This is a genomic window from Streptomyces sp. NPDC046379 (assembly GCF_055587785.1).
In genome coordinates, this window is record NZ_JBVJFP010000012.1 from 121,796 (window position 1) to 146,500 (window position 24,705).

Sequence of the window (24,705 nt, forward strand, 5' to 3'; positions counted from 1 at the left end):
ACGTGCCGGTACGGCGCCGGTGCGTCGATCATGCCAAAGAGACGGCGGCCGGCCCAGACCCGGTACCGGCCACCGTCTTTTGGGGGCGGATTTCTCAGGGCAGTTGAGGTGCGACCACCCACTCGCCCCGCCGCATCACGCCTCTGACCTCGAACTCCTCGTCCAGCAGGACCAGGTCGGCGTCCTTGCCGGGCTCCAGGGAGCCGATGCGGTCGTCGAGGCCGAGCAGTCGGGCCGGGTTGGCGGACAGCGCGGCGACGGCGTGCTCCACCGGGATCCGGTCGACGGTCACCGCCCGCTTGAGGGCGAGGTCCAGGGTCAGTGTGGAGCCCGCGATCGAGCCGCCCTCCACGAGCCGGGCCACTCCGTCCGCGACCTCGACCTCCAGCGGGCCGAGCATGTAGCGGCCGTCGCCGAAGCCGGCGGCGTCCATCGCGTCGGTGATGAACGCCACCCGCCCGGGCCCCGCGTGACGGAACGCCAGTTCCAGGGCGGCCGGGTGCAGATGGGTGCCGTCGTTGATCAGCTCGACGGTGACCCGCTCGTCCTCCAGGAGGGCGGCGATGGGCCCGGGGGCGCGGTGTCCGAGCACAGGCATCGCGTTGAACAGGTGCGTGGCGACGGTCGCGCCGGCCTCGATCGCCTCGACGGTCTGCTCGTACGTCGCGTCCGTGTGGCCGACCGCCGCGATCACCCCGTGCTCGGCCAGCAGCCGCACCGAGTCGACGCCGCCCGGCAGTTCGGTGGCGAGGGTGACCATCCGGGCCTGCCCGCGCGCGGCGTCGATCAGCTTGCGCACCTCCGCCGGGTCCGGGTCGCGCAGCAGTTCCTCGGAGTGGGCGCCCTTGCGGCAGGGGGAGATGAACGGGCCCTCGAAGTGGATGCCGGCGATCTCGCCCTGTTCGGCCAGCTCCGAGAGCAGGCCGGCCCGTTCGGCGAGGAAGTGCATGTCGCCGGTGACCGTGGAGGCGACGAGGGTCGTGGTGCCGTGCCGCCGGTGGGTGCGGATGCCGGCGAGGACGTCCTCGACCGTGCCGGAGGTGAAGGAGGCGCCGCCGCCGCCGTGGTTGTGCAGGTCGACGAAGCCGGGGACCAGCCAGTGGCCGGTGACGTCGAGCGTCTGCGCGTCCGCGGGGGCGGTGTCCGCGATCCGCGTGCCGTCCACGATCACGCGGCCGTCGGGCACCACCCCGGAGGGCAGTACCACCCGGGCGCCGGCGAGAACCTTGCTAGGGGCCATCAGGTGGTTACCTCCGGGGGAGTCGTAGGGGAGTCGAGCAGGTCCCGGGCGAGGAGCCCGGCGCCCAGGCAGCCGGCGGTGTCCCCCAGGGCCGCGGGGACCACGGACGGCGGCTGCTGGAAGGTCACGCGCCGCCGGAGGGCCTCCCGCAGCGGTGCGAACAGGGTTTCCCCCGCCTCCGCGAGCCCGCCACCGATGACGATCGTGCGCGGATCCAGCAGGGTGAGCGCGGTGAGCAGGCCGTCCGCGAGCGCGTCGACGGCGTCCTGCCAGACGGTGAGTGCCCGCGGGTCGCCGGAGCGCACCGCTGCGGCGCAGGCCGCCGCGTCCGCACCCTGGTCGCCGGTCGCCTCGGCCCACGCGCGGCCGACCGCCGACGCCGACGCGTACCGCTCCAGACAGCCGCGCTGGCCGCACGGGCAGGGGATGCCGCCGGGGCGCACGACGACATGGCCGATCTCGCCCGCGCTGCCGTGCGCCCCCGCCTCCACCCGGCCGTCGATGCCGATGGCGCCCGCGATGCCGGTGCCGAGCGGCACGAACAGGAAGCGGTCCGCGCCGCGCCCCGCGCCGATCCGGCCCTCGGCGAGGCCGCCGGTGCGCACGTCGTGGCCGACGGCGACCGGGATGCCGCCGAGCCGGTCGGCGAGCAGGTCGCGCAGCGGTATGTCGCGCCAGCCGAGGTTGGCGGCGTAGACGGCGATGCCGCGGCGTTCGTCGACGAGGCCGGGGACGGCGACGCCGGCGGCGGACGCGGGGGCGCCGAGCCGGCGCTCGCCGTCCGCGTACAGCTCGGCGGCGAAGTCGAGGATGCCGGCGACGACCGCCTCCGGTCCGCGCTCGCGGCCGGTGGACCGGCGCGCTTGGTGCAGCAGCGCGCCGTCCGCCCCGACCAGGGCGGCCTTCATTCCGGTGCCGCCCACATCGAGGGCGATGACGTGTCTCACGGGGGACAGTGTGGCCCGTGGACCCGGAAGAGGTCTAGTCCAATGCGGTGGTGTAGACCTTAATCCGAATATCGGAATTCGGATCTCCGGTGACCGGTGATCAGTGAGCGGTGATCGGTGACCGATCACCGAACGGCAGTCGACACAGGGTGGGCGGGTAAAGACGTGCAGCGGCGCAGGACGGGAACGATCGCGGTGGTGGCGGCACTGGGCCTGACGGCGGCCCTGGGCGGCTGCGGACTCGGCGAGGACTCCGGGAACGTCACGCTGCGGCTGGTCGCGGCCGACTACGGCGACCGCGCCGCCAACAGTTCGAAGAAGTACTGGGCCGGGCTGGTCGACGAGTACGAGGCGGCACACCCCGGCGTGGACGTCGAGGTCGAGGTCCACTCCTGGAACGAGGTCGACCGCCGGGTCAGGGAGATGGTCGACGCCGGGAAGGCCCCGGACATGGCGCAGATCGGCGCGTACGCCGACTACGCCGCCGACGATCTGCTCTACACGGCCGACGAACTGCTCTCCATCACCACGCAGGCCGACTTCGCCTCCCGCCTCGCGTCGGCCGGGCAGGTGAACGGAGCCCAGTACGGGATGCCGTTCGCGGCCTCCACGCGGCTGCTGTTCTACAACGAGAGCCTCTTCGCCGAGGCCGGTCTCACGCCCCCGCGCACCTGGAAGGAGCTGGCCGACGCCGCCGCCGCGCTCAAGGCGCGGGGCGTGAAGTACCCGTACGCGCTGCCGCTCGGGCCCGAGGAGGCGCAGGCCGAGACCATGCAGTGGCTGCTCAGCGGGGACGGCGGCTACACCGACGCCGTCGGCACCTACGCCATCGACTCCCCGCAGAACGTCGAGACCTTCACCTGGCTGCGCGACGAGCTGGTCGGCGAGGACCTGGTCGGACCGGTCGCGCCGGGAAGGCTGGACCGGGCCGACGCGTTCGAGGCGTTCGCGGACGGCGAGGTGGGGATGCTCAACGGCCATCCCTCGCTGAAGGAGGCGGCGGAGCGGGAGGGCGTGAAGGTCGGGATGGTGCCGATGCCCGGCGTCGGCGGCGAGAGCCGGGCCACGATGGGGGTGGCCGACTGGATGCTGGCCTTCCGGCAGAACGGGCACCGGGAGGAGGTGGGCGGCTTCCTGGACTTCGTCTACGGCGAGAAGAACGTCGTCGCCTTCTCCCGCGCGTACGACCTGCTGCCGGTCACCCAGTCCGCCTCCGAGACGATGAGCGCGGCCCCCGAGGACCGGGCCCTGAAGCCCTTCCTGGACGAGCTGCCGCTGGCCGAGTTCTACCCGGTGGACAAGACGTCGTGGGCGGCGGTGAGCGCGCAGGTGAAGAAGCGCATCGGCGCGGCGGTGCAGCCGGGCGTCAACCCGGCCACGGTCCTCGGCGAACTCCAGACGACGGCGACGACGGCGGAGAGCGCGGCGGCGGGCCGGTAGCCCGGACCGCCGTTGTCGGTGGCCGGCGTTACCGTGCCCTGTATGGACCAGGAGAGCCTCGGACGTCGGGAACAGGACATCCTCGGGCTGGAGCGGCGGGGGTTCGCGGGGCCCGGCGCGAAGGAGCGCGCGATACGCGAGGAGCTGGGCCTCGCGCCGGTGCGGTACTACCAGCTGCTCAACGCGCTGCTGGACGACCCGCGCGCGCTGGCGCACGACCCGGTCACGGTCAACCGGCTGCGGCGGATACGGGACCGGCGGCGGGCCGAGCGGTAGCGGCCGGGCTGCTTGAGGCCGGGCGGCGTGGATATGGTCCCCGTATGGGCAGCCACGAGACCGAACCCCACCCCCCTCTGCCGACCCCCTCGACCCCGGCCGGCCGCGACGGGCTCGACGCCCTGCTCGCACGGCCCGGCAAGGCGGTGATCGCCCTCGACTTCGACGGGACGCTCGCCCCGATCGTGCCGGACCCCGAACAGGCCCGCGCGCACCCCGGCGCGGTGTCCGCGCTCGCCGCCCTCGCCCCCGAGGTCGCCGCCGTCGCGGTGATCACCGGCCGCCCGGCCGGCGTCGCCGTGCGCTACGGCGGCTTCGCGGGCGTTCCCGGCCTGGAGCACCTCGTCGTCCTCGGCCACTACGGCGCCGAACGCTGGGACGCCGTCAGCGGCGAGGTCAGCGCGCCCGCCCCGCACCCCGGCGTCGCCGCCGTCCGGGCCGAACTGCCCGGCGTCCTCGACGGGGTCGGCGCCTGGCAGGGCACCTGGGTGGAGGAGAAGGGCCGCGCGCTCGCCGTCCACACCCGCCGCGCCGCCGACCCGCAGGCCGCCTTCGAGGCCCTGCGCGAGCCGCTCGCCGACCTCGCCACCCGCCACGGCCTGATCGTCGAACCCGGCCGCATGGTCCTCGAACTGCGCCCCCCGGGCGTCGACAAGGGCGTCGCCCTCTCGGAGTACCTCCGCGACACGGGCGCCGAGTCGGTCCTCTACGCCGGCGACGACCTCGGCGACCTCCCGGCCTTCGCCGCGGTCGACAAACTCCGCGGCGAGGGCGTCCCCGGCGTCCTGGTCTGCAGCGGCAGCGACGAGGTCACGGAACTGCGCGAACGCGCGGACCTGGTGGTCGACGGCCCGGAGGGCGTGGTGGGCCTGCTGGGGGCGTTGGCGGCACGGCTGGGCTGAGCCCTCCCCCTCGGGGGCGCGGACGCGTGGCGGTACCGGACCGGTCGCGCGGGGTCCCGGCACCGCGGTGGGCCGCCGGCCGCCGACGGCTCGGTCCGCGGGGCCGGCCGCCGCAGCGGCCTTCCCTGTGACCACCGTCCGTCCGCGGCCGGCGTGTGCCGGTCGGCGAGCGCCGTCGGCCGCCCGGCTGCGAACGGGCCGCGGTGCGGCCCGTGTGGCTGGTGCGACCTCGTCCGTCGCGCCGGGTGGTCGGCCGGGACGAGCAGGGGCCCGGGCGGTCCGCGGCCCGGGCGGGCCGTGCACCGCCGGCTGCACGGCCCCGCCGTGTGGCGCGATCGCCGGTCCGGCGGCGGGGTCGCGCCGGTCGGCGAACGGGCGCGGCGGAGCCGTTGGGCCCGGTGGCCGAGGCTCTGCGGGCGGCCGTTCCGCTCAGGCCGCCGCCCTCACCGATCCGATCCACCGTCCCGGAAGCCGAGGCCCCACCGGGTGCTCAGGCCGCCCCGTCCCCCCGCAGGGCGTTCAGCTGGTCCAGGAACCACTGGGCCGGGGGGAGGGCCGTCGCCGCCGCGGCGAGGCGCTTGGTGCGGTCGGCCCGCTCGGCGGCGGGCATCGTCAGGGCCGCGTGGAGGGCCTCGGCCGTGGCGGTGACGTCGTAGGGGTTGACGACCAGCGCGTCCTCGCCCAGTTCCTCGTAGGCGCCCGCCTCGCGGGACAGGACCAGGGCGCAGCCGTCGTCCGAGACGACCGGGACCTCCTTGGCGACCAGGTTCATGCCGTCCCGGATCGGGTTCACCAGGGCCACGTCGGCCAGGCGGTACGCGGCCAGGGAGCGGGCGAAGTCGTCCTTGACGTGGAGGACCACCGGCGTCCAGCCCGGCGTGCCGTACTGGTCGTTGATCTCCGCGGCCAGGCGCTGCACCTCCGCCGTGTAGTCGCGGTACACCGCGAGGTCCTGCCGCGACGGGTAGGCGAACGCGACGTGCACCACCCGCTCGTGCCACTCGGGGCGGTCCTCCAGGAGCCGGCGGTAGGCCAGCAGGCCGCGGACGATGTTCTTGGAGAGTTCCGTGCGGTCCACGCGGACGATCGCCCGGCGGCCCTCGCCGATCTCCGCGCGCAGCGACTCCATGCGCTCCTCGACGTCCGCCTCGCGCGAGCGCCGGCGCAGGAAGTCCGCGTCCGCTCCCAGGCCGTGCACGCCCACGCGCGTCCCGCCGAGGCCCCCGGCGAACGCCTCGCAGCACGCCGTGAACGCCTCCGCCCAGCGGCGGGTGAGGAAACCCAGCCGGTCCGCGCCCAGCATCCCGCGCAGCACCTGCCCGGCCACGTCGTCCGGCAGCATCCGGAAGTACTCCGGCGGCGCCCACGGCGTGTGCGAGAAGTGGCCGATCCGCAGGTCCGGGCGCAGCTCGCGCAGCAGCCCCGGCACGAGCGTGAGGTGGTAGTCCTGCACCAGCACCGCCGCGCCCTCGGCCGCTTCCTCGGCCAGCGCCCGCGCGAACGCCTCGTTGTACGTGACGTACGACGCCCACTGGCGCCGGAACTCCGCGTCGAACACCGGCTCCACCGGCGTCTGGTAGAGCATGTGGTGCACGAACCACAGCACCGAGTTCGCGACGCCGTTGTACGCGTCCGCGTGCACGTCCCCCGGGATGTCCAGCATCCGCACCCCGGACTCGCCCACCCCGCGCCGCACCGCCTCGCGGTCCCCGTCGCTCAGGGCCGAGCACACCCACAGCGCGCCCGCGTCCGGACCGATCGCCGACAGCCCGGAGACCAGGCCGCCACCGCCCCTGCGGGCGTTCAGCGAACCGTCCTCGCCGACCGTGTAGGAGACCGGCCCCCGGTTGGAGGCGAGCAGGACCTGTGCAGCACCGTACGTCGAAGCCATAAGCCTCAACCTAGCCCGCCCCCCAACCGCTCAAACGTACGGTTCCAGCAGTTCGGCGGCCGGATCGCGTGCCGTATACGACCGGCCGTGCGACGGCGGACGACCGGCCGCGCGACCCTCCGCGCGGCCCGCCGTCCGGCTCCTCGTCCGACCTCTCGTCCGGACCCTTCCGCTCCCGTCCGGCCCGCGCCCGGCCGCCTCACGCCACCCTGCGCCGCGCGTACTCCGCGATCTCCACCATCGGCGGACGCTCCTCCGTGTCCACCGAGTACGTGCGCGGCTCGAACCCCTCCGACCCCCGCTCGAACTGGGTGATGGCGGGCCGGATCAGATGCCCGCGCGCCAGCCTCAGCTGCGCGGTGCGGTAGATCGCCGCGGCCATCCGGCCGAGCGCCTGCCCGTCCTGGTGCCGGTGCTTGCGCACCCCGATGTCCACCTGGGCCAGCGCGTCGAGCCCCACCAGGTGCAGGGCGTCGACCAGCATGCCCAGCTCCACGCCGTACCCGACGGGGAAGGGCAGCTGTTCCAGCAGCGAGCGGCGGGCCGCGTACTCGCCGCCCAGCGGCTGCACGAAGCCCGCCAGCTGCGGCCAGTGCATGTTGAGCAGCGGGCGTGCCATCAGCTCGGTCACCCGGCCGCCCTGCCCCGCCGCGCCGCCCAGCGGGCGGTCGTACATCCCCTTGACGAGGTCGACGTCCGGGTCGGTCAGCAGCGGGCCGACGATCCCGGAGACGAAGTCCGACGAGAACTCCCGCAGGTCCGCGTCGATGAAGCAGACGATGTCCCCGTCGGTCACCAGCAGGGAGCGCCACAGCACCTCGCCCTTGCCGGGCACGGCGGGGAGGCGCGGGAGGATCTCGTCGCGGTGCACCACCCGGGCGCCCGCGGCGGCGGCCACCTCGGAGGTGCGGTCGGTGGAGCCCGAGTCGACGACGACGATCTCGTCGACGAGCGGGACCTGGTGCATCAGGTCGTGCCGGATCACGGCGACGATGTCGCCGACCGTCTCCTCCTCGTTGAGGGCGGGCAGCACGACGCTGACCGACTGGCCCGTGGCACGCTTGGCGGCCAGGATCTTGTGCAGCGGGCGATCGGTCGCGGACCAGGAGCGGGTGTTCAGCCAGCGCTCGACTTCTTCCAGCACAGCCTGCGGCTCCTTCGCGTTCTCTCGGCGAGCGGGGGAGCACATGTCCGGACGTTCCGACCGGCATGTGATCCATCTCGCGCTTCGGACGACTATCTCAACTGTCCTGGCCTTCGGTTACAGTCTTGAACAACGCTGGTGACCATCGCATGTCGGGGGTCGCCATGCCGACAACCACATACAGCTCATCCAGAGGGGCAGAGGGATACGGCCCGATGAAGCCCCGGCAACCCTCCAGCCGGTCTCGTAGATCAGTGTTGATCGTTTCCGCGAGGCTCCCGGCTAGGGAAGGTGCCAAATCCGTCTCACGGCGAGATGCGTCGTGAGGAAGATGAGGAGAAAGGGCCTCGCCTCACATGGCTGTGCAGACCGTTGCAAGCACCACCGATTCCGCCGCCTCCGTGGACCTGGGTCCCGCCGCGGCGCTCTCCTGCCGCGAGTGCGGTCACCGCGTACCCCTCGGACCGGTCTTCGCCTGCGAGGAGTGTTTCGGCCCGCTGGAGATCGCGTACGACTTCTCGGCCTACGACACCGAGGAACTGCGGCGGCGCATCGAGGCGGGACCCGCGAACATCTGGCGCTACGCGCCCCTGCTGCCCGTCCCGGCCGACGTGGCGGACAAGCCCAACCTGAACCCCGGCTGGACCAAGCTCGTCCAGGCCGACAACCTCGCCCGCGAACTCGGCGTGACCGGCGGTCTGTACGTCAAGGACGACTCCGGCAACCCGACCCACTCCTTCAAGGACCGGGTCGTCGCCCAGGCCCTGGAGGCCGCCCGGGCCTTCGGCTTCACCACCCTGTCCTGCTCCTCCACCGGCAACCTGGCCGGCGCGGTCGGCGCCGCCGCCGCCCGGGCCGGCCTGCGCTCCTGCGTGTTCATCCCGCACGACCTGGAGCAGGGCAAGGTCGTCATGGCCGCCGTCTACGGCGGCGAGCTGGTCGGCATCGAGGGCAACTACGACGACGTCAACCGCTTCTGCTCCGAGCTGATCGGCGACCCGGCCGGCGAGGGCTGGGGCTTCGTCAACGTCAACCTGCGGCCGTACTACGCGGAGGGGTCCAAGACCCTCGCGTACGAGATCTGCGAGCAGCTCGGCTGGCGGCTGCCGGACCAGATCGTGGTGCCGATCGCCTCCGGCTCCCAGCTCACCAAGATCGACAAGGGGCTGCAGGAACTGATCAAGCTCGGTCTGGTCGAGGACCGGCCGTACAAGATCTTCGGCGCCCAGGCCGAGGGCTGCTCGCCGGTGTCCACCGCGTACAAGGCCGGGCACGACGTCGTCCGGCCGCAGAAGCCCGACACCATCGCCAAGTCCCTCGCCATCGGCAACCCGGCCGACGGGCCCTACGTCCTCGACATCGCCCGCCGCACGGGCGGCGCCGTGGAGGACGTCACGGACGAGCAGATCGTGGACGCCATCAGGCTGCTGGCCCGCACCGAGGGCATCTTCGCGGAGACGGCCGGCGGCGTGACGGTGGGCGTGACCCGCAAGCTGATCGAGAACGGCGTGCTGGACCCGGCGAAGACCACGGTCGTCCTCAACACGGGCGACGGTCTCAAGACGCTGGACGCCGTGGCGGGGACGGGGCTCACCGCGACCATCCGGCCGAGCCTGGAGTCGTTCCGCGCGGCCGGCCTCGCCTGATCCGCCGGTCCGCCGCCCCCTTCCGCATCCGCGTACGCCAGCCACCCCGACCGGAGGTCACCGAGCCATGAGCGTCACCGTCCGCATCCCCACCATCCTGCGCACCTACACGGGCGGGAAGGCCGAGGTCGCCGCCGAGGGGGCCACCCTCGGCGAGGTCATCGCCGACCTGGAGAAGAACCACACGGGCATCGCCGCCCGCGTCCTGGACGACCAGGGCAAGCTGCGCCGCTTCGTCAACGTGTACGTCAACGACGACGACGTCCGTTTTGAACAGGGTCTGGACACCGCCACCCCGGACGGCGCGGGAGTGTCGATCATCCCCGCCGTCGCCGGCGGCTGAACACCGGACGTCCGTTGAATGGCCCCCTCCCCAAGAGAAGCGGAGGGGGCCATTCAATGTGATTGAGCACGGTAGAGTTGGGGAACGCGCCCCCTTTCACCTTGCCGGGCGCATATGTGGAACGCTGCGCTTCCGTCGAGAAGTAGCCAAAGTGTGCGATCCTTTTCGGCCATCCTGGCCTTTTCCGCGGTCCGGCTTGCCCTGAAGTCTGGCGGATTTTCCGTAAATTCCCGACCGCTCGCGCCCAGATTTCTCGTCCGACTGACCTGTTGCAGACGGCAGTTGGACAGATACATTCGGCCGCGGTCGACGCGTTCCGGCGCACGCCCCCAGCCATTGGGGGGTGAGGTCTGACCCGGGTCCGCGAAGTGTGGATCTGTGCAAGGGCCAGTAATAGGGGAGTTAGGCATGGCTCAGGGCACCGTCAAGTGGTTCAACGCGGAGAAGGGGTACGGCTTCATCGCGGTCGACGGTGGTGCGGACGTCTTCGTCCACTACAGCGCGATCCAGATGGACGGGTACCGGACCCTCGAAGAGGGCCAGCGAGTCGAGTTCGAGATCTCGCAGGGTCAGAAGGGCCCGCAGGCCGACATGGTCCGCGTCACTGCCTGAAACGCGCGACCGACCACCGCAGGCGAAGGTCTTTCTCCGAAGGGCCCGCATCCCCAGGGGTGCGGGCCCTTCGGCTGTCCGGGCCCGCGTCCCCGGCTGTCCGGGCCCGCGCCTCCGGCCTCCGGGTCCGCCTCCGGCCTCCGGGTCCGTCGCCTTCGGCCTTCGGGTCCGTCGCCTTCGGCCGTCCGCGGATCCGCCGCTTCCGGCGGTCGGGACCCGCGCTTCCGGCTGTCCGGACCCACGCCTCCGGGTGGCCGGATGCCGGGAGGCGCTTGCACTCACCACACCCGAGTGCTAATCATTGGCGTTAGCACTCTGAAGGTGAGAGTGACAAAGAAGGACCGGGTCGGTGAGGCCCGCGGGCCAGGTGGGGCAAGGAACCACGGGCCGGCGAGCCGTCCGTCGCGGGCGCGGGCGCGGTCCGAAGGAATCACCCCCAGTCCTGGAGGGACCACTTCACATGGCCAAGATCATCGCGTTCGACGAGGAGGCGCGGCGCGGCCTCGAGCGCGGCATGAACCAGCTCGCGGACGCCGTGAAGGTGACGCTCGGCCCCAAGGGCCGCAACGTCGTCCTCGAGAAGAAGTGGGGCGCCCCCACGATCACCAACGATGGTGTCTCCATCGCCAAGGAGATCGAGCTCGAGGACCCGTACGAGAAGATCGGCGCCGAGCTGGTCAAGGAAGTCGCCAAGAAGACGGACGACGTCGCCGGCGACGGTACGACCACGGCGACCGTGCTGGCCCAGGCCCTGGTGCGCGAGGGTCTGCGCAACGTCGCGGCCGGCGCCAACCCGATGGCCCTGAAGCGCGGCATCGAGAAGGCCGTCGAGGCCGTCTCCGCCGCCCTGCTCGACCAGGCCAAGGAGGTCGAGACCAAGGAGCAGATCGCCTCCACGGCCTCCATCTCCGCCGCCGACACCCAGATCGGCGAGCTGATCGCCGAGGCGATGGACAAGGTCGGCAAGGAAGGCGTCATCACGGTCGAGGAGTCGCAGACCTTCGGTCTGGAGCTCGAGCTCACCGAGGGCATGCGCTTCGACAAGGGCTACATCTCGGCGTACTTCGCCACCGACATGGAGCGGATGGAGGCCTCGCTCGAGGACCCCTACATCCTCATCGCCAACTCCAAGATCTCCAACGTCAAGGACCTGCTTCCGCTCCTGGAGAAGGTCATGCAGTCGGGCAAGCCGCTGCTGATCATCGCCGAGGACGTCGAGGGCGAGGCCCTGTCGACCCTGGTCGTCAACAAGATCCGCGGCACCTTCAAGTCCGTCGCCGTCAAGGCCCCGGGCTTCGGCGACCGCCGCAAGGCCATGCTCGGCGACATCGCCATCCTCACGGGCGGCGAGGTCATCTCCGAGGAGGTCGGCCTCAAGCTGGAGAACGCGACCCTGGACCTCCTGGGCCGCGCCCGCAAGGTCGTCATCACCAAGGACGAGACCACCATCGTGGACGGCGCCGGCTCCGCGGAGCAGGTCCAGGGCCGCGTGAACCAGATCCGCGCCGAGATCGAGAACAGCGACTCGGACTACGACCGCGAGAAGCTGCAGGAGCGCCTGGCGAAGCTCGCCGGCGGTGTCGCGGTCATCAAGGCCGGCGCCGCCACCGAGGTGGAGCTCAAGGAGCGCAAGCACCGCATCGAGGACGCCGTGCGCAACGCCAAGGCGGCCGTCGAGGAGGGCATCGTCGCCGGTGGTGGCGTGGCCCTGCTCCAGGCCTCCCAGGTGTTCGAGAAGCTGGAGCTCGAGGGCGACGAGGCCACCGGTGCCGCCGCCGTCAAGCTGGCGCTCGAGGCCCCGCTGAAGCAGATCGCCGTCAACGCCGGCCTCGAGGGCGGCGTCGTGGTGGAGAAGGTCCGCAACCTCACCCCGGGCCACGGCCTGAACGCCGCGACCGGTGAGTACGTCGACCTGGTCGCCGAAGGCATCATCGACCCGGCGAAGGTGACCCGTTCCGCGCTGCAGAACGCCGCCTCCATCGCCGCGCTGTTCCTCACCACCGAGGCCGTCATCGCCGACAAGCCGGAGAAGGCCGCCGCGCCGGCCGGCGGCGGCATGCCGGGCGGTGACATGGACTTCTGATCCTTCCGAGGATCGGTACCGTCCTTCCGTGCCGTGGGCGGCACTCCCCGTACGACGGGGGGTGCCGCCCACGGGCGTTTCCGCGGCGGCCGGGTGCGGGTCCGTCCGCGTTCTCCGGCTCCCGGGAACGGGATCCGCGGCTCCCGGGAATGCGATCTGGACACCGCTTGTTGCACATGCACATACTGATCGGTATCCGATCCCTAGGAGCCCCCGAGTGACCGTCTCCCCGCCCGCCGCCTCCCGCGCGGCCGAGATCCTCTCCCGCCCCGTGTCGATCAACGGCCTCACGGTGCCGAACCGCATCGTCATGGCGCCGATGACCCGTCAGTTCTCCCCGGGCGGCGTCCCCGGCGAGGACGTGGTGTCGTACTACGCCCGCCGTGCCGCCGCCGGCGTCGGGCTCATCGTCACCGAGGGCACGTACGTCGGCCACGACTCGGCCGGGGAGAGCAGCCGGGTGCCGCGGTTCCACGGGGCCGAGCAGCTGGCGGGCTGGACGAAGGTCGCCGACGCCGTGCACGCGGCCGGCGGGACGATCGTGCCGCAGCTGTGGCACATCGGCATGGTCCGCAAGCCGGGCCGCCCGCCGTTCCCCGAGGCGTCCCCCGTCGGCCCCTCCGGGCTGCGCCTGGACGGCACCGCGGGCGACGGCCGGGAGATGACGCGCCAGGACCTGGACGACGTGATCGCCGCCTTCGCCGAGGCCGCCGCGGCGGCCGAGCGGATCGGCTTCGACGGCGTCGAACTGCACGGCGCCCACGGCTACCTCATCGACCAGTTCCTGTGGGAGTTCACCAACCGCCGCACCGACGCCTACGGCGGCGACCCCGTCGCCCGCACCCGGTTCGCCGCCGAGATCGTGGCCGCCGTCCGCGCCTCCGTTTCGCCCGGCTTCCCGGTGATCTTCCGCTACTCGCAGTGGAAGTCGGGGGCCTACGACGCCAGGCTCGCCGACACCCCCGAGCAGCTGGAGGCCGTCCTCACCCCGCTCGCCGCCGCCGGCGTCGACGCCTTCCACGCCTCCACCCGCCGCTACTGGCTCCCCGAGTTCGACGGCTCCGACCTCAACCTCGCCGGCTGGACCAAGAAGCTCACCGGCAAGCCCGCCATCACCGTCGGCTCGGTGGGCCTCGACGGCGACTTCATCAAGGCGTTCCAGGGCGAGGGCGCCGCGCTGGGCAGCCTCGACAACCTCCTCGACCGCTTTGAGCGCGACGAGTTCGACCTGGTCGCCGTCGGCCGCGCCCTGCTCCAGGACCCGCAGTGGGCCGAGAAGGTGCTCGCCGGCCGCTTCGATGAGCTGGCCCCGTACGACGCCGCGTCCCTGCGCACCCTGAGCTGACCGCGGCGGCCTACAGGTTGCCCATCGGCTCGATGTCCACCCGCACCGGGGTGCCCCACACGCGGAGCACCTCGTAGTCGGTGAACTCGTGCACCAGCCGGTACGCCATGGCGGGCCGCGAGCCGCGCCGCTGGGCGGCCAGATACAGCTCGGCCTCGCGCCGGTCCCGGCGCGGGGTCCCGCACAGCTGCCACTCCTGCCCGTTCCACAGCTCCGGCAGCCAGCGCTGCTGGGGCTGCGGACGGTCGCCGCGCACCCCGTACCGCGACGGCGCGGTGGCGGCGGGGCCGGCGGGCGCGGCGGGGCCGTTGAACTCGGCCCGGCGGGCCGCCCGCCGCCGCGTCTCGCACAGCAGGCACAGGTCGGGCGCGCTCTCGTCCACGGGCCCGTACGGATGCTCGGGGCAGCGGGTGGCCGGGGCCTGCGCGCCGGCGCTCTCCTCCAGCAGCTCCAGCGCGCGCTTGAGGTCCGCCTTGATCTCGTGCAGCTTGGCGTCCGGCGTGTCGGCGCCGAGGGCCTCGCCGTGTTCCCCGAGCAGCCGGAGGGCACGGCCGAGAGCGGTGACGTGGGCGTGGTTCATGCCGTCCAGTGTCTCAGCGGGGGGCGCGGGGGCCGTGCCGCGCGCGGTGGCGGTGGGATTGCGTCGGCAGCCGCGTCGCGCGGCCGTCGGGGCGTTCGGCCGTGTGGCAGGGGGCCGCCGCCCGAACCCTCCAGGGCAGTCGGTCGGTGGCCGTGTGGTGTTCGGCCGGTGTGTCAGCGGGCTGCCGTCTCCAGCGCCTCGCGCAGTCGGTCGCCGGAGTTCGCCCGGTGGCCGTGTGGTGTTCGGCCGGTGTGTCAGTGGGCTGCCGTCTCCAGCGGCTCGCGCAGTCGGTCGCCGGAGTTCGCCCGGTGGCCGTGTGGTGTTCGGCCGGTGTGTCAGTGGGCTGCCGCCACCAGCGCCTCGCGCAGTCGGCCCCCCGACTCCGCCAGCAGCCGTGCCGCCGTCGGGGCGTCCACCTGGCCGAGGATCGTCAGGATGGCGTCCTTGACCTCGCCGCCCGTCGCCGCGAGGGCCGCCTCGATCTCGTCGTCGCCCGCGCCGGTGGCCAGGGCGACGATCCGGCGGGAGCGGGCGCGCAGCTTGTCGTTGGAGGCGCGCACGTCGACCATCAGGTTCCCGTACGTCTTGCCCAGCCGGATCATCGTGATCGTCGAGATCATGTTGAGCACCAGCTTCTGCGCCGTGCCCGCCTTCAGCCGGGTGGACCCGGTGATCAGCTCGGGCCCGACGACGACCTCGATCCCGTGCTCGGCGGCCGCGGCGAGGGCGCTGCCCGGATTGCAGGCCAGCCCCACGGTCAGGGCGCCGTGCGCGCGGGCGTGCTCCACCGCGCAGACGGCGTAGGGCGTACGGCCGGACGCGGACACGCCGACCACCGCGTCCCCGGAGGTCAGCCCGAGGGCGTCCAGGTCGCGCCGGGCCAGCTCGGCCGAGTCCTCGGCGCCCTCGACGGACGTGACCAGCGCGTCCCTGCCGCCCGCGACGAGGCCCACGACCTGCGCCGGGTCGGTGTTGAAGGTGGGCGGGCACTCGGAGGCGTCCAGCACCCCGAGCCGCCCGGCGGTGCCGGCGCCGGCGTAGACGAGCCGTCCGCCGCGGGCCATGCGCTCGGCGACGGCGTCGACGGCGGCGGCGATCCGGGGCAGCTCCCGGGCGACGGCGGCGGGGACGCCGGCGTCCTCGCCGTTCATCAGCGTGGCGATCTCCAGGGTGGACAGCCGGTCGATCTCCGCCAGTTCGGGCCGGAAGGCCTCGGTCGGCAGGCTCGCCAACTGGGCCCGCAGGCCGGGCGATTCGGGTGTGGGGGTCATGGACGTCGGTTCCTGTTCGGTGCGGGTGGGTACGGCATGAACCGCCTGCGACGGCGGATGTCCTGCCTGCGAGCCGGATGTCCTGTCCGCCTGCGACGCAGGACGTCCCGCCTACCTGCGATGCCGGTGGGCCAGTGCCTCGTACGACGCGGACAGCGCCGGCCCCGCCGTCTCGTAGGTCCGCTGCGCCACCCCCACGAACAGGCAGTCCACCACCAGCAGTTGGCTGGTCCGCGAGGACATCGCCGCGGGCCGCAGCTCGCTCTCGCGGGCCGTGGACGTCGTCAGCACCAGGTCGGCGTACTGCGTCACCGCGGAGTCGGGCCGGCCGGTGACCGCGACGGTCGTCGCCCCGCGCTCGAAGGCGACCCGCAGCGGCTCGATGACGTCCCCGGTCGACCCGGAGTGGGTGATCGCGACGGCGACGTCCCCGGCGCGCAGCTGCACCGCGTTCGTCACCGCGAGGTGCGGATCGCCGGGCGCGTGCGCCATCAGCCCTATGCGCAGCAGCTTCTGCGTCAGGTCCTGGGCGACCAGTCCCGACGCCCCGATGCCGTACACGTCGGTGCGGCGGGCGGTGGCCACCGCGGCGACGGCGGCGCCGAGCTGGGCGGTGTCGAGGCCGGCGGCGGTGTCGGCGAGGGTCTGCTGCTCGTCGAGGGCGAGCTTGGCGACGACGTCGGCGATGGGGTCGTCCACCGCGATGTCGGTCGTGATGGCGGGCGCGCGGCCGGACTGCTGCTGGGCTGCGAGGCCGGCGAGGGCGAGGCGCAGATCGCGGTAGCCGGGGTAGCCGAGGAGGCGGGCGGTGCGTACGACGGTGGCCTCGCTGGTGCCCGTGCGCTCGGCGAGGCCGGTGACGGTGAGGGCGGCGCAGCCCGCCGGGTCGCCCGCGAGGGCCTCGGCGACGCGCTGCATGGAGCGGGTCATCGACGGGGCGAGGGTGCGGACCTTGGCGGCGAGGGCGGCCGGCGCGGGCGGGGCGCCGACGGGGGACACCGGCGCCCGGCGGAAAGTTTCCTTCACGTTCCGGGTCACCTCTGAAAGGTATTTTCGGTTCGGTGTCGTGGTCAAGAGTGCGCACAATGGGTGCATGGACCCCATCAGCCCCCTGGAGCAGGCGCTGCACGCCGCGCGCGCCCTGGTGCTCGCCGACCTCGTGGCGGGCCGGGTCGCGCAGGCGGACGTCGTCTCCCTGGTCGAGGAGTCCGTCGCGCAGCGGCGTTGGTGGGTGGAGCAGTGGCCGGAGGGCGCCGCCTTCGTGGCCGGGCTGGTCGCCCAGGACGTGCAGGACGCCCTGCTGGACCGCCACGGCCGCTGGCCCCTGTGCCCGGTGTGCGGCTCCGGCGAGCCGCACGCGCTCGACGTCGAGCCGGAGCTGGGCCCCGACCCGCACTGGGTGTGCCACAAGGCGGGCGTGAAGGTCGCGGCGATCGGAGGGCTCGGCGCCTGCGGCGGGGCGCCCTCCTCGTGACGGTGTACATCGACCCGCCGACCTGGCCCGGCCACGGCCGCATGTGGTCCCACCTGATCAGCGACGTCTCGTACGACGAACTCCACGCCTTCGCCGCGCGCCTCGGCGTCCCGCGCCGCGCCTTCGAGCGGGACCACTACGACATCCCCTCGCACCGCTACCGTGACGCGGTGCGGGCGGGCGCGGTGGAGGTCGGCAGCCGCGAGGTGGTGCGGCTGCTGCTCGGGGCGGGACTGCGGCGCCGTAAGCACGACGCGGGCTGAGCCGGGTCCCCGTGGGGCGCGGTCGGGCCGTGGGGCGCGTCAGCCGCGCAGTTCGTACGCCACCAGCTTCTCGTCGCCGTACGCCTCGCTCACCCGCGTGAACCCGGCGCGTGCCAGGACGTGCCGCGAGGCCGGGTTGTCCCGCTCCACGGTGGCGAACAGCGACCGCACGTCGTCGCGCGCCAGCGCCCAGTCCGCCAGCGTGCGCAGCGCCTCCGTGGCGTAGCCCTGTCCGCGGGCCGGTTCGGTGAGGTCGTAGCCGATCTCGGTACGGCCGTCCTCGTCGGGGGAGCCGTGGAAGCCGATGCCGCCGATCGCGCGGTCGTCCTCGCGGCGCACGACGGCGAAGAGGCCGAACTCGGCGCGGTGCACGCCCGCCTCGTACGCCGCCACCGTCATCCCGGCGGCCTCGCGCGTGCCGTCGAAGGGGCCGCCGCCGAGCCAGTCGAAGCCGCCGTCGCCGCCCGCGGCGAGGTCGGCCGCGGCGGCCGGGGTGACGCCCTCCAGCGTGAGGCGCTGCGAGGCGGGCAGGACCATGTTGTTCTGCCAGCGCCACTCGGTGACCCGGGGCCGCCCGGGCAGCTCGCCCCGGCCGGTGGCCCACAGCAGGGTCCGCCAGGGGTCGGGGCCGGGCCGGACCTCGGGGAAGATCGTGCCGAGCACGAAGGCGGCGAGTTCCGCGCGCGGCGCGTAGGACAGGCCGAGGCCCTCGGTGAGGTCGTGGGTGTGCAGCAGCACCTCGGCGACGCCCATCGCGGCGAAGCCGGTGCGGTTGGCGCTGCGGAACGGGTACGGGTGGAAGGCGCGCACAGCGCGGGGCGTGGTGCGCACGGTGGCGGCGAGCAGGGTCCCGGTGGTCTCGATGACGTGGAGGACGCCCCGGTTGTCGGCGGGGTCGAAGCCGGCGGAGCCGTCGAGGGTGATCTTGAAGGGTACGTAGGAGTCCTGCGCGCGCCCGGCCAACTGGCCCGCGTAGGCGAGCAGACAGCTCGCCACATGGGTGGCCGTCCTGCGGCAGTCCCACTCCAGCGAGCCCGCCCGCACCCGCTCCCAGTCGTCCCGCTCCACCGCCGCGCCCAGCGCCGCGACGGCGCCCGCGACGGCCTGCTCCACCAGATCCCCGCCCGCATCGCTCATGCAGCGCAGGCTAGGCGACGCCGCACCGTCACGACGACAGCATTTCCAGCTCGGCTCCGACGTTGTAGCGGGCCGTCGCCTCCCAGTGGGCGGCGCCGTAGGGGGTGCGGAACAGCCTCGGGAGGGCGAGGAGTTGGCGCAGGACCTCGGCCCGGCCCGCGCGGAAGGCGTCGGACGGGACGAAGCCGTACTCCTCGCGCACGGCCGCGGTGTAGGCGGCGTAGGCCGACGGCGGCGCGGCGAGGATCGCCAGGTCGGCGTCGCACAGCACCACGCCGTTGCGGTCCCCGTCGGCCGGGGCGTGCCCGGCGGTGAGCCGCACCAGCCGGGCCACCTCGGCGGTCTTCGCCTCGGCCAGCCCGGCCTCCGCGAGGGCGCGTTCGGCGAGCCGCGCGGACCGCTCCTCGTTCTCCGAGCGGTCGGGCAGATACACCGCGTCGTGGAACCAGGCGGCCAGCCGCACCAGGTCCGGATCGTCGGCGTACTCGGCCAGCGTGTCGACGCGGTCGAGCACCGCGGCCAGGTGCGTGAGCGTGTGGTACCGGCGCTGGGGCTCCTGCCAGCGGGCGAGCAGGTTGTCGGCGTACGGGGCCGGGTCGGGGCCGTCCGCCGGGGAGCGGGCGGCCTCCAGGGCGGCGGCGAAGCGGGTGCGCAGGGCGTCGGGATCGGCCATGCGCCCATTGTCCCGGCCCCGCGTCCTCCCGGCGGGCCGCGCCTTCCCTCTAGCGTGAACGTCATGACGACACCTGCCGATGTGTACGACGTACGGGACCCGGAGCTGCCCGGGCGGCTGCTGATCCTCGAACGGGACGAGTTGGTGCCCCTGCTGCGGGAGCGGGCGGAGGGGGAGTTCGCGCTGCCGGTCGCCGCCTGTCCGGGGTGGTCGGTGCGCGATGTGCTGGCGCACTGCTCCGCCGCGCTGACGCGGGTGGTGGAGAGCCGTTACGAGGCCGATGTGTTCTCGCCCGCCGCCAACGAGCGGGACATCGCCGAGCGAGGCGACTGGAGCAACGCCCGGGTCGTCGACGAGCTGGAGCGCGGGATGACCGGGGCCGGGCCGGTGATCGCCGCCTCCGACGGGCTGCTGGACAAGCTGGCGCTGGGCGAGTGGGTGCACGGCGGCGACGTGCGCGAGGCGCTCGGGGCGCCGGGGGCGTACGGCGGCCGGCCGCTGCCGGAGGCGCTGGCGCTGCTCGCGTACGTGACCCGGCAGGAGAAGCGGCCGCCGCTCCACGCCGACCTGGACGACCTGGACGAGCCCCTGCGGCTCGGCGACTTCGCCGGCGACCGCCCGCCGGCCCGCTACATCGGCGACGCCCCGACCCTGATGCGGCTGTACGCGGGACGTGCGCCGGCGGCGGGGGCGTCGTACGAACTGGCCGGGGTGACGGAGGACGAGCTGGACATTTTCGACTGAGTCGTCCCGGGCTCCCCGCACGAGCGGCGCGGGGGCCTTCGAAGGAGTGGCGTCGGGCACGGGCGTAGTCTTCAATTGGTTCAAGTGGACTAGACCTGTAGCCGTCGACGAATGGGGTCCCATGAGCAAGCGTGCAGTCCTGGAGGTGATCGCCCTCGACGCCGAGGACGCCGTCGCCGCCCAGGCCGGAGGCGCGGACCGGCTGGAGCTGGTCACCGACATGGCGGCGGACGGGCTCACCCCGTCGGCCGGGACCGTCGGCGAGATCCGCGCCGCCGTCGACATCCCGGTGCGCGTGATGCTGCGGCTCGCGGACGGCTTCGCCGCCGGGGACGTCGACCGGCTGGTCGGCACCGCCGGGCGGATGCGGGACGCCGGGGCCGAGGAGTTCGTCCTCGGCTTCCTCGACGCCGCCGGGCAGGTGGACCTGGACGCCGTGGAGCGGGTGGTGGACGTGCTCGACGGCTGCCGGTGGACCTTCCACCGGGCCATCGACCGTGCCGCCGACCGGGACGCGCTGCGCAGGGCGCTCGACGGGCTGCCCGGCCTCGACGCCTACCTCACCGCCGGCTCGGCCACCGGCGTGGACGACGGGCTGCCGGTCCTGTGCGCGGAGGCCGCGCGGGGCGGCGAGCGCGGCTACGAGCCGCGGATCCTGGTCGGCGGCGGGCTGCGGCTCGACCATGTGCCGGCCCTGCTCGCCGCCGGGATCGACGCCTTCCACATCGGCGGCGCCGCCCGGCCCGAGGGCTGGACGGGGCCGGTGTCCGAGGTGGCGGTCGCCGAGTGGCGGTACGCGCTGGACTCGGTCGTGCCGGCCTCGGCCGGGGAGGATCAGGGGTGGGCGGTCGGAGCCGGGGTCACCCCAACTGCTCCGGCAGCGGCGCCGAGTACGTGACCGTCAGGCCGGACACGGCCCGGGTCAGCGCCACGTACAGGCGGCGCAGGCCCGTCCGCTCGTCCGGCTCGCCGTCCACGATCGCCCGCGGCTCGTCCAGCACCACGTAGTCGTACTCCAGGCCCTTCGCCAGCGATGCCGGGACCAGCGTCAGCCGGGTCTCGCGGGTCGTCTCCTCGCCCGGCCCGAGGAAGGCCAGGCCCGCGGCCGTGAGCGCCCCGGCGAGCGCGGGCACCCGGGCGTCGGCGGCGATCAGGCCGATCGACCCCTCGTGGCGCAGCGACTCGGCGCACGCGGCCACCACCTCCGTGTCCCCGCCGACCCGCCGCACCTCGAACGCGCCCGGGTTCTCCCGCACCGACGCCACCGGCGTCAGACCCGGCGCGATGTGCGGCAGCAGCCGGGAGGCGTAGGCGATGACGTCGGACGGGACGCGGAAACCGGCCGTCAGCTCCTCGATCACGGCGTCGTCCTTGCCCAGGTGCGCCAGCGCCTCCTCCCAACTGCGGGTCGCCCAGGGCGTGGTGCCCTGCGCCAGGTCGCCGAGGACGGTGGCGGAACCGGTGGTGCAGCGCCGGCCCACCGCGCGGTACTGCATCGGGGACAGGTCCTGCGCCTCGTCCAGGACGACATGGCCCAGCGAGGGCGTGCGCTCGACCAGGTCGGCGGCCTCGTCGATGAGCACCGCGTCCGCCGCCGACCACTTGGCCGACTTCACCGAGCGGACGGGCTTCGCCCACAGGATCGTCTTCTGCTCCTCGGGGGTGAGGACCGCGTCGGCGTGCTCGGCGAGGAAGTCCGCGTCGGTGAGCAGCCGCAGCACCAGCTTCGCCGGGTCGACCGGCGGCCACACGGCCTTCACCGCCGCCTTCACGGCGTTGTTGCGGGCCACCGCGTCCTGCACCCGGTCGTCGGGGGCCTCCCCGGCCCGCTCCATCTGCACGAGCACGGCGTGCGCGATCCGCTGCGGCAGCGCCTCCCGGGCCGCGCCGTAGCGGATCCCGCGGTCCAGCAGCTCCCGGACGATCTCCTCCAGTTCGTACGCCGGCACCCGCCAGCGCCGTGACCCGCGCACCACGACCACCGGCTCGGTGGGCGGCGTGACGTGCGCGTACAGCGCCCGCCGCAGCACCTCGGCCATCCGGGCGTCGCCCTTGACGACCGCCGCCGCAGCGTCGTCCGCGCCGCTCACCTCGACGTGCGCCACGAGGTCGTCCACCGTCGCCTGACGCACCGTCAACTCGCCGAGCGCGGGCAGCACCTGCTCGATGTAGTGGAGGAAGGACCGGTTCGGCCCGATGACCAGCGTCCCGGTGCGGGCGAGCCGCTCCCGGTGGGCGTAGAGCAGATACGCGACCCGGTGCAGGCCGACCGCCGTCTTCCCGGTGCCGGGTCCGCCCTGCACGCACACCGTGCCGCCCAGCCCGGACCGCACGATCTCGTCCTGCTCGGGCTGGATCGTCGCCACGATGTCCCGCATCGGGCCGACGCGCGGGCGCTCGATCTCCTGCTGGAGCAGCCTGCTGGTCCGCGCCGCCTCCGCCGGGTCCGACAGGTGCTCGTCCTCGTACGCGGTGAGCTGCCCGCCGGTGTAGCCGAAGCGGCGGCGCAGGGCGACGTCCATCGGGTCCTTCTTCGACGCCCGGTAGAACGGCTGCGAGACCGGCGCGCGCCAGTCGATGACCATGGGGTCGCCGTCGGCGTCGTGCACGTGCCGCCGCCCGATGTAGAAGCGTTCCCCCTCGGCGCCCTCCGCCCGTTCCGCCCCGGGTGCGTGCAGGTAGTCGAGCCGGCCGAAGAACAGCGGCGTGTCGCTGAGGTCGGCGAGGGCCTTGATCCGCTCATCGATCTGGCGTTCGAGGATCCGGGCGTTGACCCAGTTCGCGGTCACGTCGCTGATGTCGAGCGACTCGACGTCCTCGCGCATGGCCCGCAGCGCGGCACGGGAGGCGGCGAGGTGGGAGCGCTCGCGGGAGAGGGGATCGTCGGCGGGCGTGGACAAGGCGGTGCCTCCGGAGGACCTGCTGGGTGGGTGTGCGTCGGGATGCCGTCCGGTTCGGTCCGGGCGACGGCCGTCCGGTTTCCGTCCGGACGGCGGCACTCCGCGAGTGGGAGGCGGGCAAGGGCGGAGATTCTAGGGGAGGGGTGCGGACCCGGGCCAACGAATATTCAGGCGTCCTCGGGCTTCGAGTGGAGGATGTCGCGGGCCTGCTCCGCCGCGCGGGCGATGCTCTCGCTGATGAAGGCGAGGTAGCGGGCGATGTTCTCCAGCCGGACGGCGGCCGGGGTGTCCGGGCCGAGGACGCCGACGCCCTGCCGGGTGATCTCGCCGATGTGGGCGGTGGAGCGGGCGCTGGCCATCATCGACTGGTAGAAGACGTCGTCGTCCACGATGTAGCGCTCGCGGCGGCGTTCGCCCTGTTCCCGGCGGAGGAGGCTTTGGCTCTCCAGGAACGCGACGGCCTTGGACACGGACGCCGGGCTGACCCGGAGGCGCTGGACGAGTTCGGCCGCGGTGAGGCTGCCGGTGTCGGTCAGTATCAGGCAGGCCAGCACGCGTGCCGTCATCAGCGGCATGCCGGAGGCCATGAGGACGGTGGTGAACGTCTCCTCGAACTCGCGCACCGCCTCGGCGTCCCGTCCGTCGCCCCGCCCGGGCCGCTCCGGTCCCGGCGGGGCGGGCCTGCGCCGGTGGGCGCGGCGTTCGGCGGCGCGGTGGGCCAGGTCGGCGCGGTAGCCGGTGGGGCCGCCGTTGCGCATCACCTCGCGCGTGACGGTCGAGGTCGGCCGGTCGAGCCGGCGGGCGATCTCGGCGTAGGCGAGCCCGTCGGCCAGCCCCAGCGCGATCTGCTGACGTTCCTGCTGGGTGAGCCTGCCTCCGGGCATGCGCGGTCTCCTTCGTGGTCCTCGGGGTCCCCAGCGTAGCGTTCGACGGCATTCATTGCAATGAACTGCGATGGCGTTGTTGCGTTACCTCCTGACTCATTGCAATGAAATGGTGCCTCTGAGCTGTGTATTCACGCATCAAGTGCAACAGGCTAGTTGCCTGCTTCTTGAATGCAACGTAGCGTTTCTCATATCGGAAACAACTCGCCGTGCCAGCCACCAGGAGTACGCCATGCAGACCTTCGCCACCCCCGCCCCCGTCTCCGCCGTCCTCGACATCCCCGCGGGCCGCATCCAGTTCATCGCCGCCGACCGGGCCGACACCGCGGTCGACATCCGCCCCGCCGACGCCTCGAAGAACCGGGACGTGCAGGCGGCGGAGCGCACGACGGTCGCCTACGCCGACGGCGTGCTGCGGATCGAGGCCGCGCCGGTGAGGAACCCTGTCCTCGGCCGGGCCTCCGGTGCCGTCGAGGTCACCGTCCGGCTCCCGGCGGGCTCCCGTGTCGAGGCCAAGGCCGCCGCCGCCGACTTCCGGGGCGTCGGACGGCTCGGCGACGTCGCCTTCGACGGCGCGCAGGGCACGGTCAAGCTCGACGAGACCGCGAACGCCCGCATCGGCCTCCTCGACGGAGGCATCTCGGTCGGCCGGCTGGGCGGCTCCGCCGAGATCAGCACCCAGAAGGGCGACATCCGCGTCGCCGAGGCCCTGCACGGCACGGTCGTCCTGCGCACCCAGCTCGGCGAGGTGTCGATCGGCGCCGCCCGCGGAGTCTCCGCCTCCCTGGACGCCGGCACCGGCTACGGCCGGATCCACAACTCGCTGAAGAACGCCGACGGCGCCGACGCCGGCCTGGCCATCCACGCGACCACCGCCCACGGCGACATCACCGCCCGCGGCCTCTGAAGG

24 protein-coding genes and 1 riboswitch are annotated in these 24,705 nt (G+C 73.5%); of the genes, 13 read left to right on the forward strand and 11 right to left on the reverse strand.

Annotated features, from left to right (window positions below; all coding sequences use genetic code 11):
- Nucleotides 1–94: 94 nt before the first annotated feature.
- Both nagA and ACZ6KF_RS21845 read right to left on the reverse strand, forming a co-directional pair.
- The gene (gene nagA / locus ACZ6KF_RS21840; RefSeq protein WP_356629622.1) at nucleotides 95–1,240 is read right to left on the reverse strand and encodes an N-acetylglucosamine-6-phosphate deacetylase; all 1,146 of its coding nucleotides are present in this window, start codon (nucleotides 1,238–1,240) and stop codon (nucleotides 95–97) included.
- The gene (locus ACZ6KF_RS21845) at nucleotides 1,240–2,187 is read right to left on the reverse strand and encodes an ROK family protein (protein ID WP_356629624.1); all 948 of its coding nucleotides are present in this window, start codon (nucleotides 2,185–2,187) and stop codon (nucleotides 1,240–1,242) included. Before ACZ6KF_RS21845 ends, nagA begins: the two co-directional genes overlap by 1 nt.
- A gap of 165 nt (nucleotides 2,188–2,352) precedes the next feature.
- Here ACZ6KF_RS21845 and ACZ6KF_RS21850 point away from each other — a divergent pair, with 165 nt between their 5' ends.
- The 3 genes from ACZ6KF_RS21850 to otsB are packed head-to-tail and all read left to right on the forward strand — an operon-like array spanning nucleotide 2,353 to nucleotide 4,805.
- Entirely contained in the window at nucleotides 2,353–3,627 is a 1,275-nt protein-coding gene (locus ACZ6KF_RS21850; protein WP_469239686.1) for an ABC transporter substrate-binding protein, read from the forward strand.
- 42 nt (nucleotides 3,628–3,669) lie between these two features.
- The gene (locus ACZ6KF_RS21855) at nucleotides 3,670–3,903 is read left to right on the forward strand and encodes a DUF3263 domain-containing protein (protein WP_356629626.1); all 234 of its coding nucleotides are present in this window, start codon (nucleotides 3,670–3,672) and stop codon (nucleotides 3,901–3,903) included.
- Between the two features lie 44 nt (nucleotides 3,904–3,947).
- Nucleotides 3,948–4,805, forward strand: coding sequence for a trehalose-phosphatase (gene otsB / locus ACZ6KF_RS21860; RefSeq protein ID WP_356629628.1), 858 nt, complete (start codon nucleotides 3,948–3,950; stop codon nucleotides 4,803–4,805).
- A gap of 490 nt (nucleotides 4,806–5,295) precedes the next feature.
- Here otsB and ACZ6KF_RS21865 read toward each other — a convergent pair whose 3' ends face one another.
- Together ACZ6KF_RS21865 and ACZ6KF_RS21870 are read right to left on the reverse strand one after the other, a co-directional pair.
- Complete coding sequence (locus ACZ6KF_RS21865) at nucleotides 5,296–6,696, reverse strand: alpha,alpha-trehalose-phosphate synthase (UDP-forming) (protein ID WP_356629630.1); 1,401 nt, start codon at nucleotides 6,694–6,696, stop codon at nucleotides 5,296–5,298.
- A 199-nt stretch (nucleotides 6,697–6,895) separates the two neighbouring features.
- A complete protein-coding gene (locus tag ACZ6KF_RS21870; RefSeq protein ID WP_356629632.1) occupies nucleotides 6,896–7,840 on the reverse strand; it encodes a glucosyl-3-phosphoglycerate synthase in 945 nt (314 codons plus the stop codon).
- Nucleotides 7,841–8,022: 182 nt separating this feature from the next.
- Nucleotides 8,023–8,178, forward strand: a riboswitch (SAM riboswitch).
- An 18-nt stretch (nucleotides 8,179–8,196) separates the two neighbouring features.
- On the opposite strand from ACZ6KF_RS21870, the gene thrC reads away from it, so the two are divergent.
- From thrC to ACZ6KF_RS21895, 5 genes are all read left to right on the forward strand, one after another.
- Nucleotides 8,197–9,486 carry a threonine synthase gene (gene thrC / locus ACZ6KF_RS21875; protein WP_356629634.1) on the forward strand — a complete coding sequence of 430 codons (1,290 nt, stop codon included), beginning with the start codon at nucleotides 8,197–8,199 and terminating at the stop codon, nucleotides 9,484–9,486.
- Nucleotides 9,487–9,553: 67 nt separating this feature from the next.
- Entirely contained in the window at nucleotides 9,554–9,829 is a 276-nt protein-coding gene (locus ACZ6KF_RS21880; RefSeq protein ID WP_356629636.1) for a ubiquitin-like small modifier protein 1, read from the forward strand.
- A gap of 408 nt (nucleotides 9,830–10,237) precedes the next feature.
- Nucleotides 10,238–10,441 carry a cold-shock protein gene (locus ACZ6KF_RS21885; protein ID WP_004986573.1) on the forward strand — a complete coding sequence of 68 codons (204 nt, stop codon included), beginning with the start codon at nucleotides 10,238–10,240 and terminating at the stop codon, nucleotides 10,439–10,441.
- 460 nt (nucleotides 10,442–10,901) lie between these two features.
- Nucleotides 10,902–12,524, forward strand: coding sequence for a chaperonin GroEL (groL, locus tag ACZ6KF_RS21890; RefSeq protein WP_356629638.1), 1,623 nt, complete (start codon nucleotides 10,902–10,904; stop codon nucleotides 12,522–12,524).
- Nucleotides 12,525–12,741: 217 nt separating this feature from the next.
- On the forward strand, nucleotides 12,742–13,869 hold the full coding sequence (locus ACZ6KF_RS21895; protein WP_469158621.1) for an NADH:flavin oxidoreductase: 1,128 nt from the start codon (nucleotides 12,742–12,744) through the stop codon (nucleotides 13,867–13,869).
- 10 nt (nucleotides 13,870–13,879) lie between these two features.
- Here the strand turns inward: ACZ6KF_RS21895 and ACZ6KF_RS21900 are convergent, their stop codons facing one another.
- From ACZ6KF_RS21900 to ACZ6KF_RS21910, 3 genes are all read right to left on the reverse strand, one after another.
- Complete coding sequence (locus tag ACZ6KF_RS21900; protein WP_469239688.1) at nucleotides 13,880–14,449, reverse strand: hypothetical protein; 570 nt, start codon at nucleotides 14,447–14,449, stop codon at nucleotides 13,880–13,882.
- A 335-nt stretch (nucleotides 14,450–14,784) separates the two neighbouring features.
- Entirely contained in the window at nucleotides 14,785–15,720 is a 936-nt protein-coding gene (gene murQ, locus ACZ6KF_RS21905) for an N-acetylmuramic acid 6-phosphate etherase (RefSeq protein WP_469239690.1), read from the reverse strand.
- A 111-nt stretch (nucleotides 15,721–15,831) separates the two neighbouring features.
- Nucleotides 15,832–16,758, reverse strand: a complete 927-nt coding sequence (locus ACZ6KF_RS21910; RefSeq protein WP_469178272.1) for a MurR/RpiR family transcriptional regulator — start codon at nucleotides 16,756–16,758, stop codon at nucleotides 15,832–15,834.
- A 55-nt stretch (nucleotides 16,759–16,813) separates the two neighbouring features.
- Here ACZ6KF_RS21910 and ACZ6KF_RS21915 point away from each other — a divergent pair, with 55 nt between their 5' ends.
- Together ACZ6KF_RS21915 and ACZ6KF_RS21920 are read left to right on the forward strand one after the other, a co-directional pair.
- Nucleotides 16,814–17,194: a hypothetical protein gene (locus ACZ6KF_RS21915; protein WP_356629648.1), complete on the forward strand. Its 381-nt coding sequence runs from the start codon at nucleotides 16,814–16,816 to the stop codon at nucleotides 17,192–17,194.
- Nucleotides 17,191–17,457 (forward strand): DUF4031 domain-containing protein, encoded by a 267-nt coding sequence (locus ACZ6KF_RS21920; RefSeq protein WP_356629650.1) that lies wholly within the window; start codon nucleotides 17,191–17,193, stop codon nucleotides 17,455–17,457. Before ACZ6KF_RS21915 ends, ACZ6KF_RS21920 begins: the two co-directional genes overlap by 4 nt.
- A gap of 39 nt (nucleotides 17,458–17,496) precedes the next feature.
- On the opposite strand, the gene ACZ6KF_RS21925 is transcribed toward ACZ6KF_RS21920, so the two are convergent.
- Nucleotides 17,497–18,594, reverse strand: coding sequence for a GNAT family N-acetyltransferase (locus ACZ6KF_RS21925; RefSeq protein ID WP_469239692.1), 1,098 nt, complete (start codon nucleotides 18,592–18,594; stop codon nucleotides 17,497–17,499).
- A gap of 28 nt (nucleotides 18,595–18,622) precedes the next feature.
- Nucleotides 18,623–19,267: an HD domain-containing protein gene (locus tag ACZ6KF_RS21930; RefSeq protein ID WP_469239694.1), complete on the reverse strand. Its 645-nt coding sequence runs from the start codon at nucleotides 19,265–19,267 to the stop codon at nucleotides 18,623–18,625.
- Nucleotides 19,268–19,330: 63 nt separating this feature from the next.
- Between ACZ6KF_RS21930 and ACZ6KF_RS21935 the strand changes: the two genes are divergently transcribed.
- On the forward strand, nucleotides 19,331–20,011 hold the full coding sequence (locus ACZ6KF_RS21935; RefSeq protein ID WP_356629656.1) for a maleylpyruvate isomerase family mycothiol-dependent enzyme: 681 nt from the start codon (nucleotides 19,331–19,333) through the stop codon (nucleotides 20,009–20,011).
- A 121-nt stretch (nucleotides 20,012–20,132) separates the two neighbouring features.
- The gene (locus ACZ6KF_RS21940; RefSeq protein WP_469239696.1) at nucleotides 20,133–20,909 is read left to right on the forward strand and encodes a copper homeostasis protein CutC; all 777 of its coding nucleotides are present in this window, start codon (nucleotides 20,133–20,135) and stop codon (nucleotides 20,907–20,909) included.
- Here ACZ6KF_RS21940 and ACZ6KF_RS21945 read toward each other — a convergent pair.
- Together ACZ6KF_RS21945 and ACZ6KF_RS21950 are read right to left on the reverse strand one after the other, a co-directional pair.
- A complete protein-coding gene (locus tag ACZ6KF_RS21945) occupies nucleotides 20,872–22,911 on the reverse strand; it encodes a HelD family protein (RefSeq protein WP_469239698.1) in 2,040 nt (679 codons plus the stop codon). The genes ACZ6KF_RS21940 and ACZ6KF_RS21945 overlap by 38 nt on opposite strands.
- 167 nt (nucleotides 22,912–23,078) lie before the next feature.
- Nucleotides 23,079–23,795, reverse strand: coding sequence for a helix-turn-helix domain-containing protein (locus ACZ6KF_RS21950; RefSeq protein ID WP_356629662.1), 717 nt, complete (start codon nucleotides 23,793–23,795; stop codon nucleotides 23,079–23,081).
- A 232-nt stretch (nucleotides 23,796–24,027) separates the two neighbouring features.
- Between ACZ6KF_RS21950 and ACZ6KF_RS21955 the strand changes: the two genes are divergently transcribed.
- Nucleotides 24,028–24,702, forward strand: a complete 675-nt coding sequence (locus tag ACZ6KF_RS21955) for a DUF4097 family beta strand repeat-containing protein (protein ID WP_356629664.1) — start codon at nucleotides 24,028–24,030, stop codon at nucleotides 24,700–24,702.
- Nucleotides 24,703–24,705 lie beyond the last annotated feature (3 nt).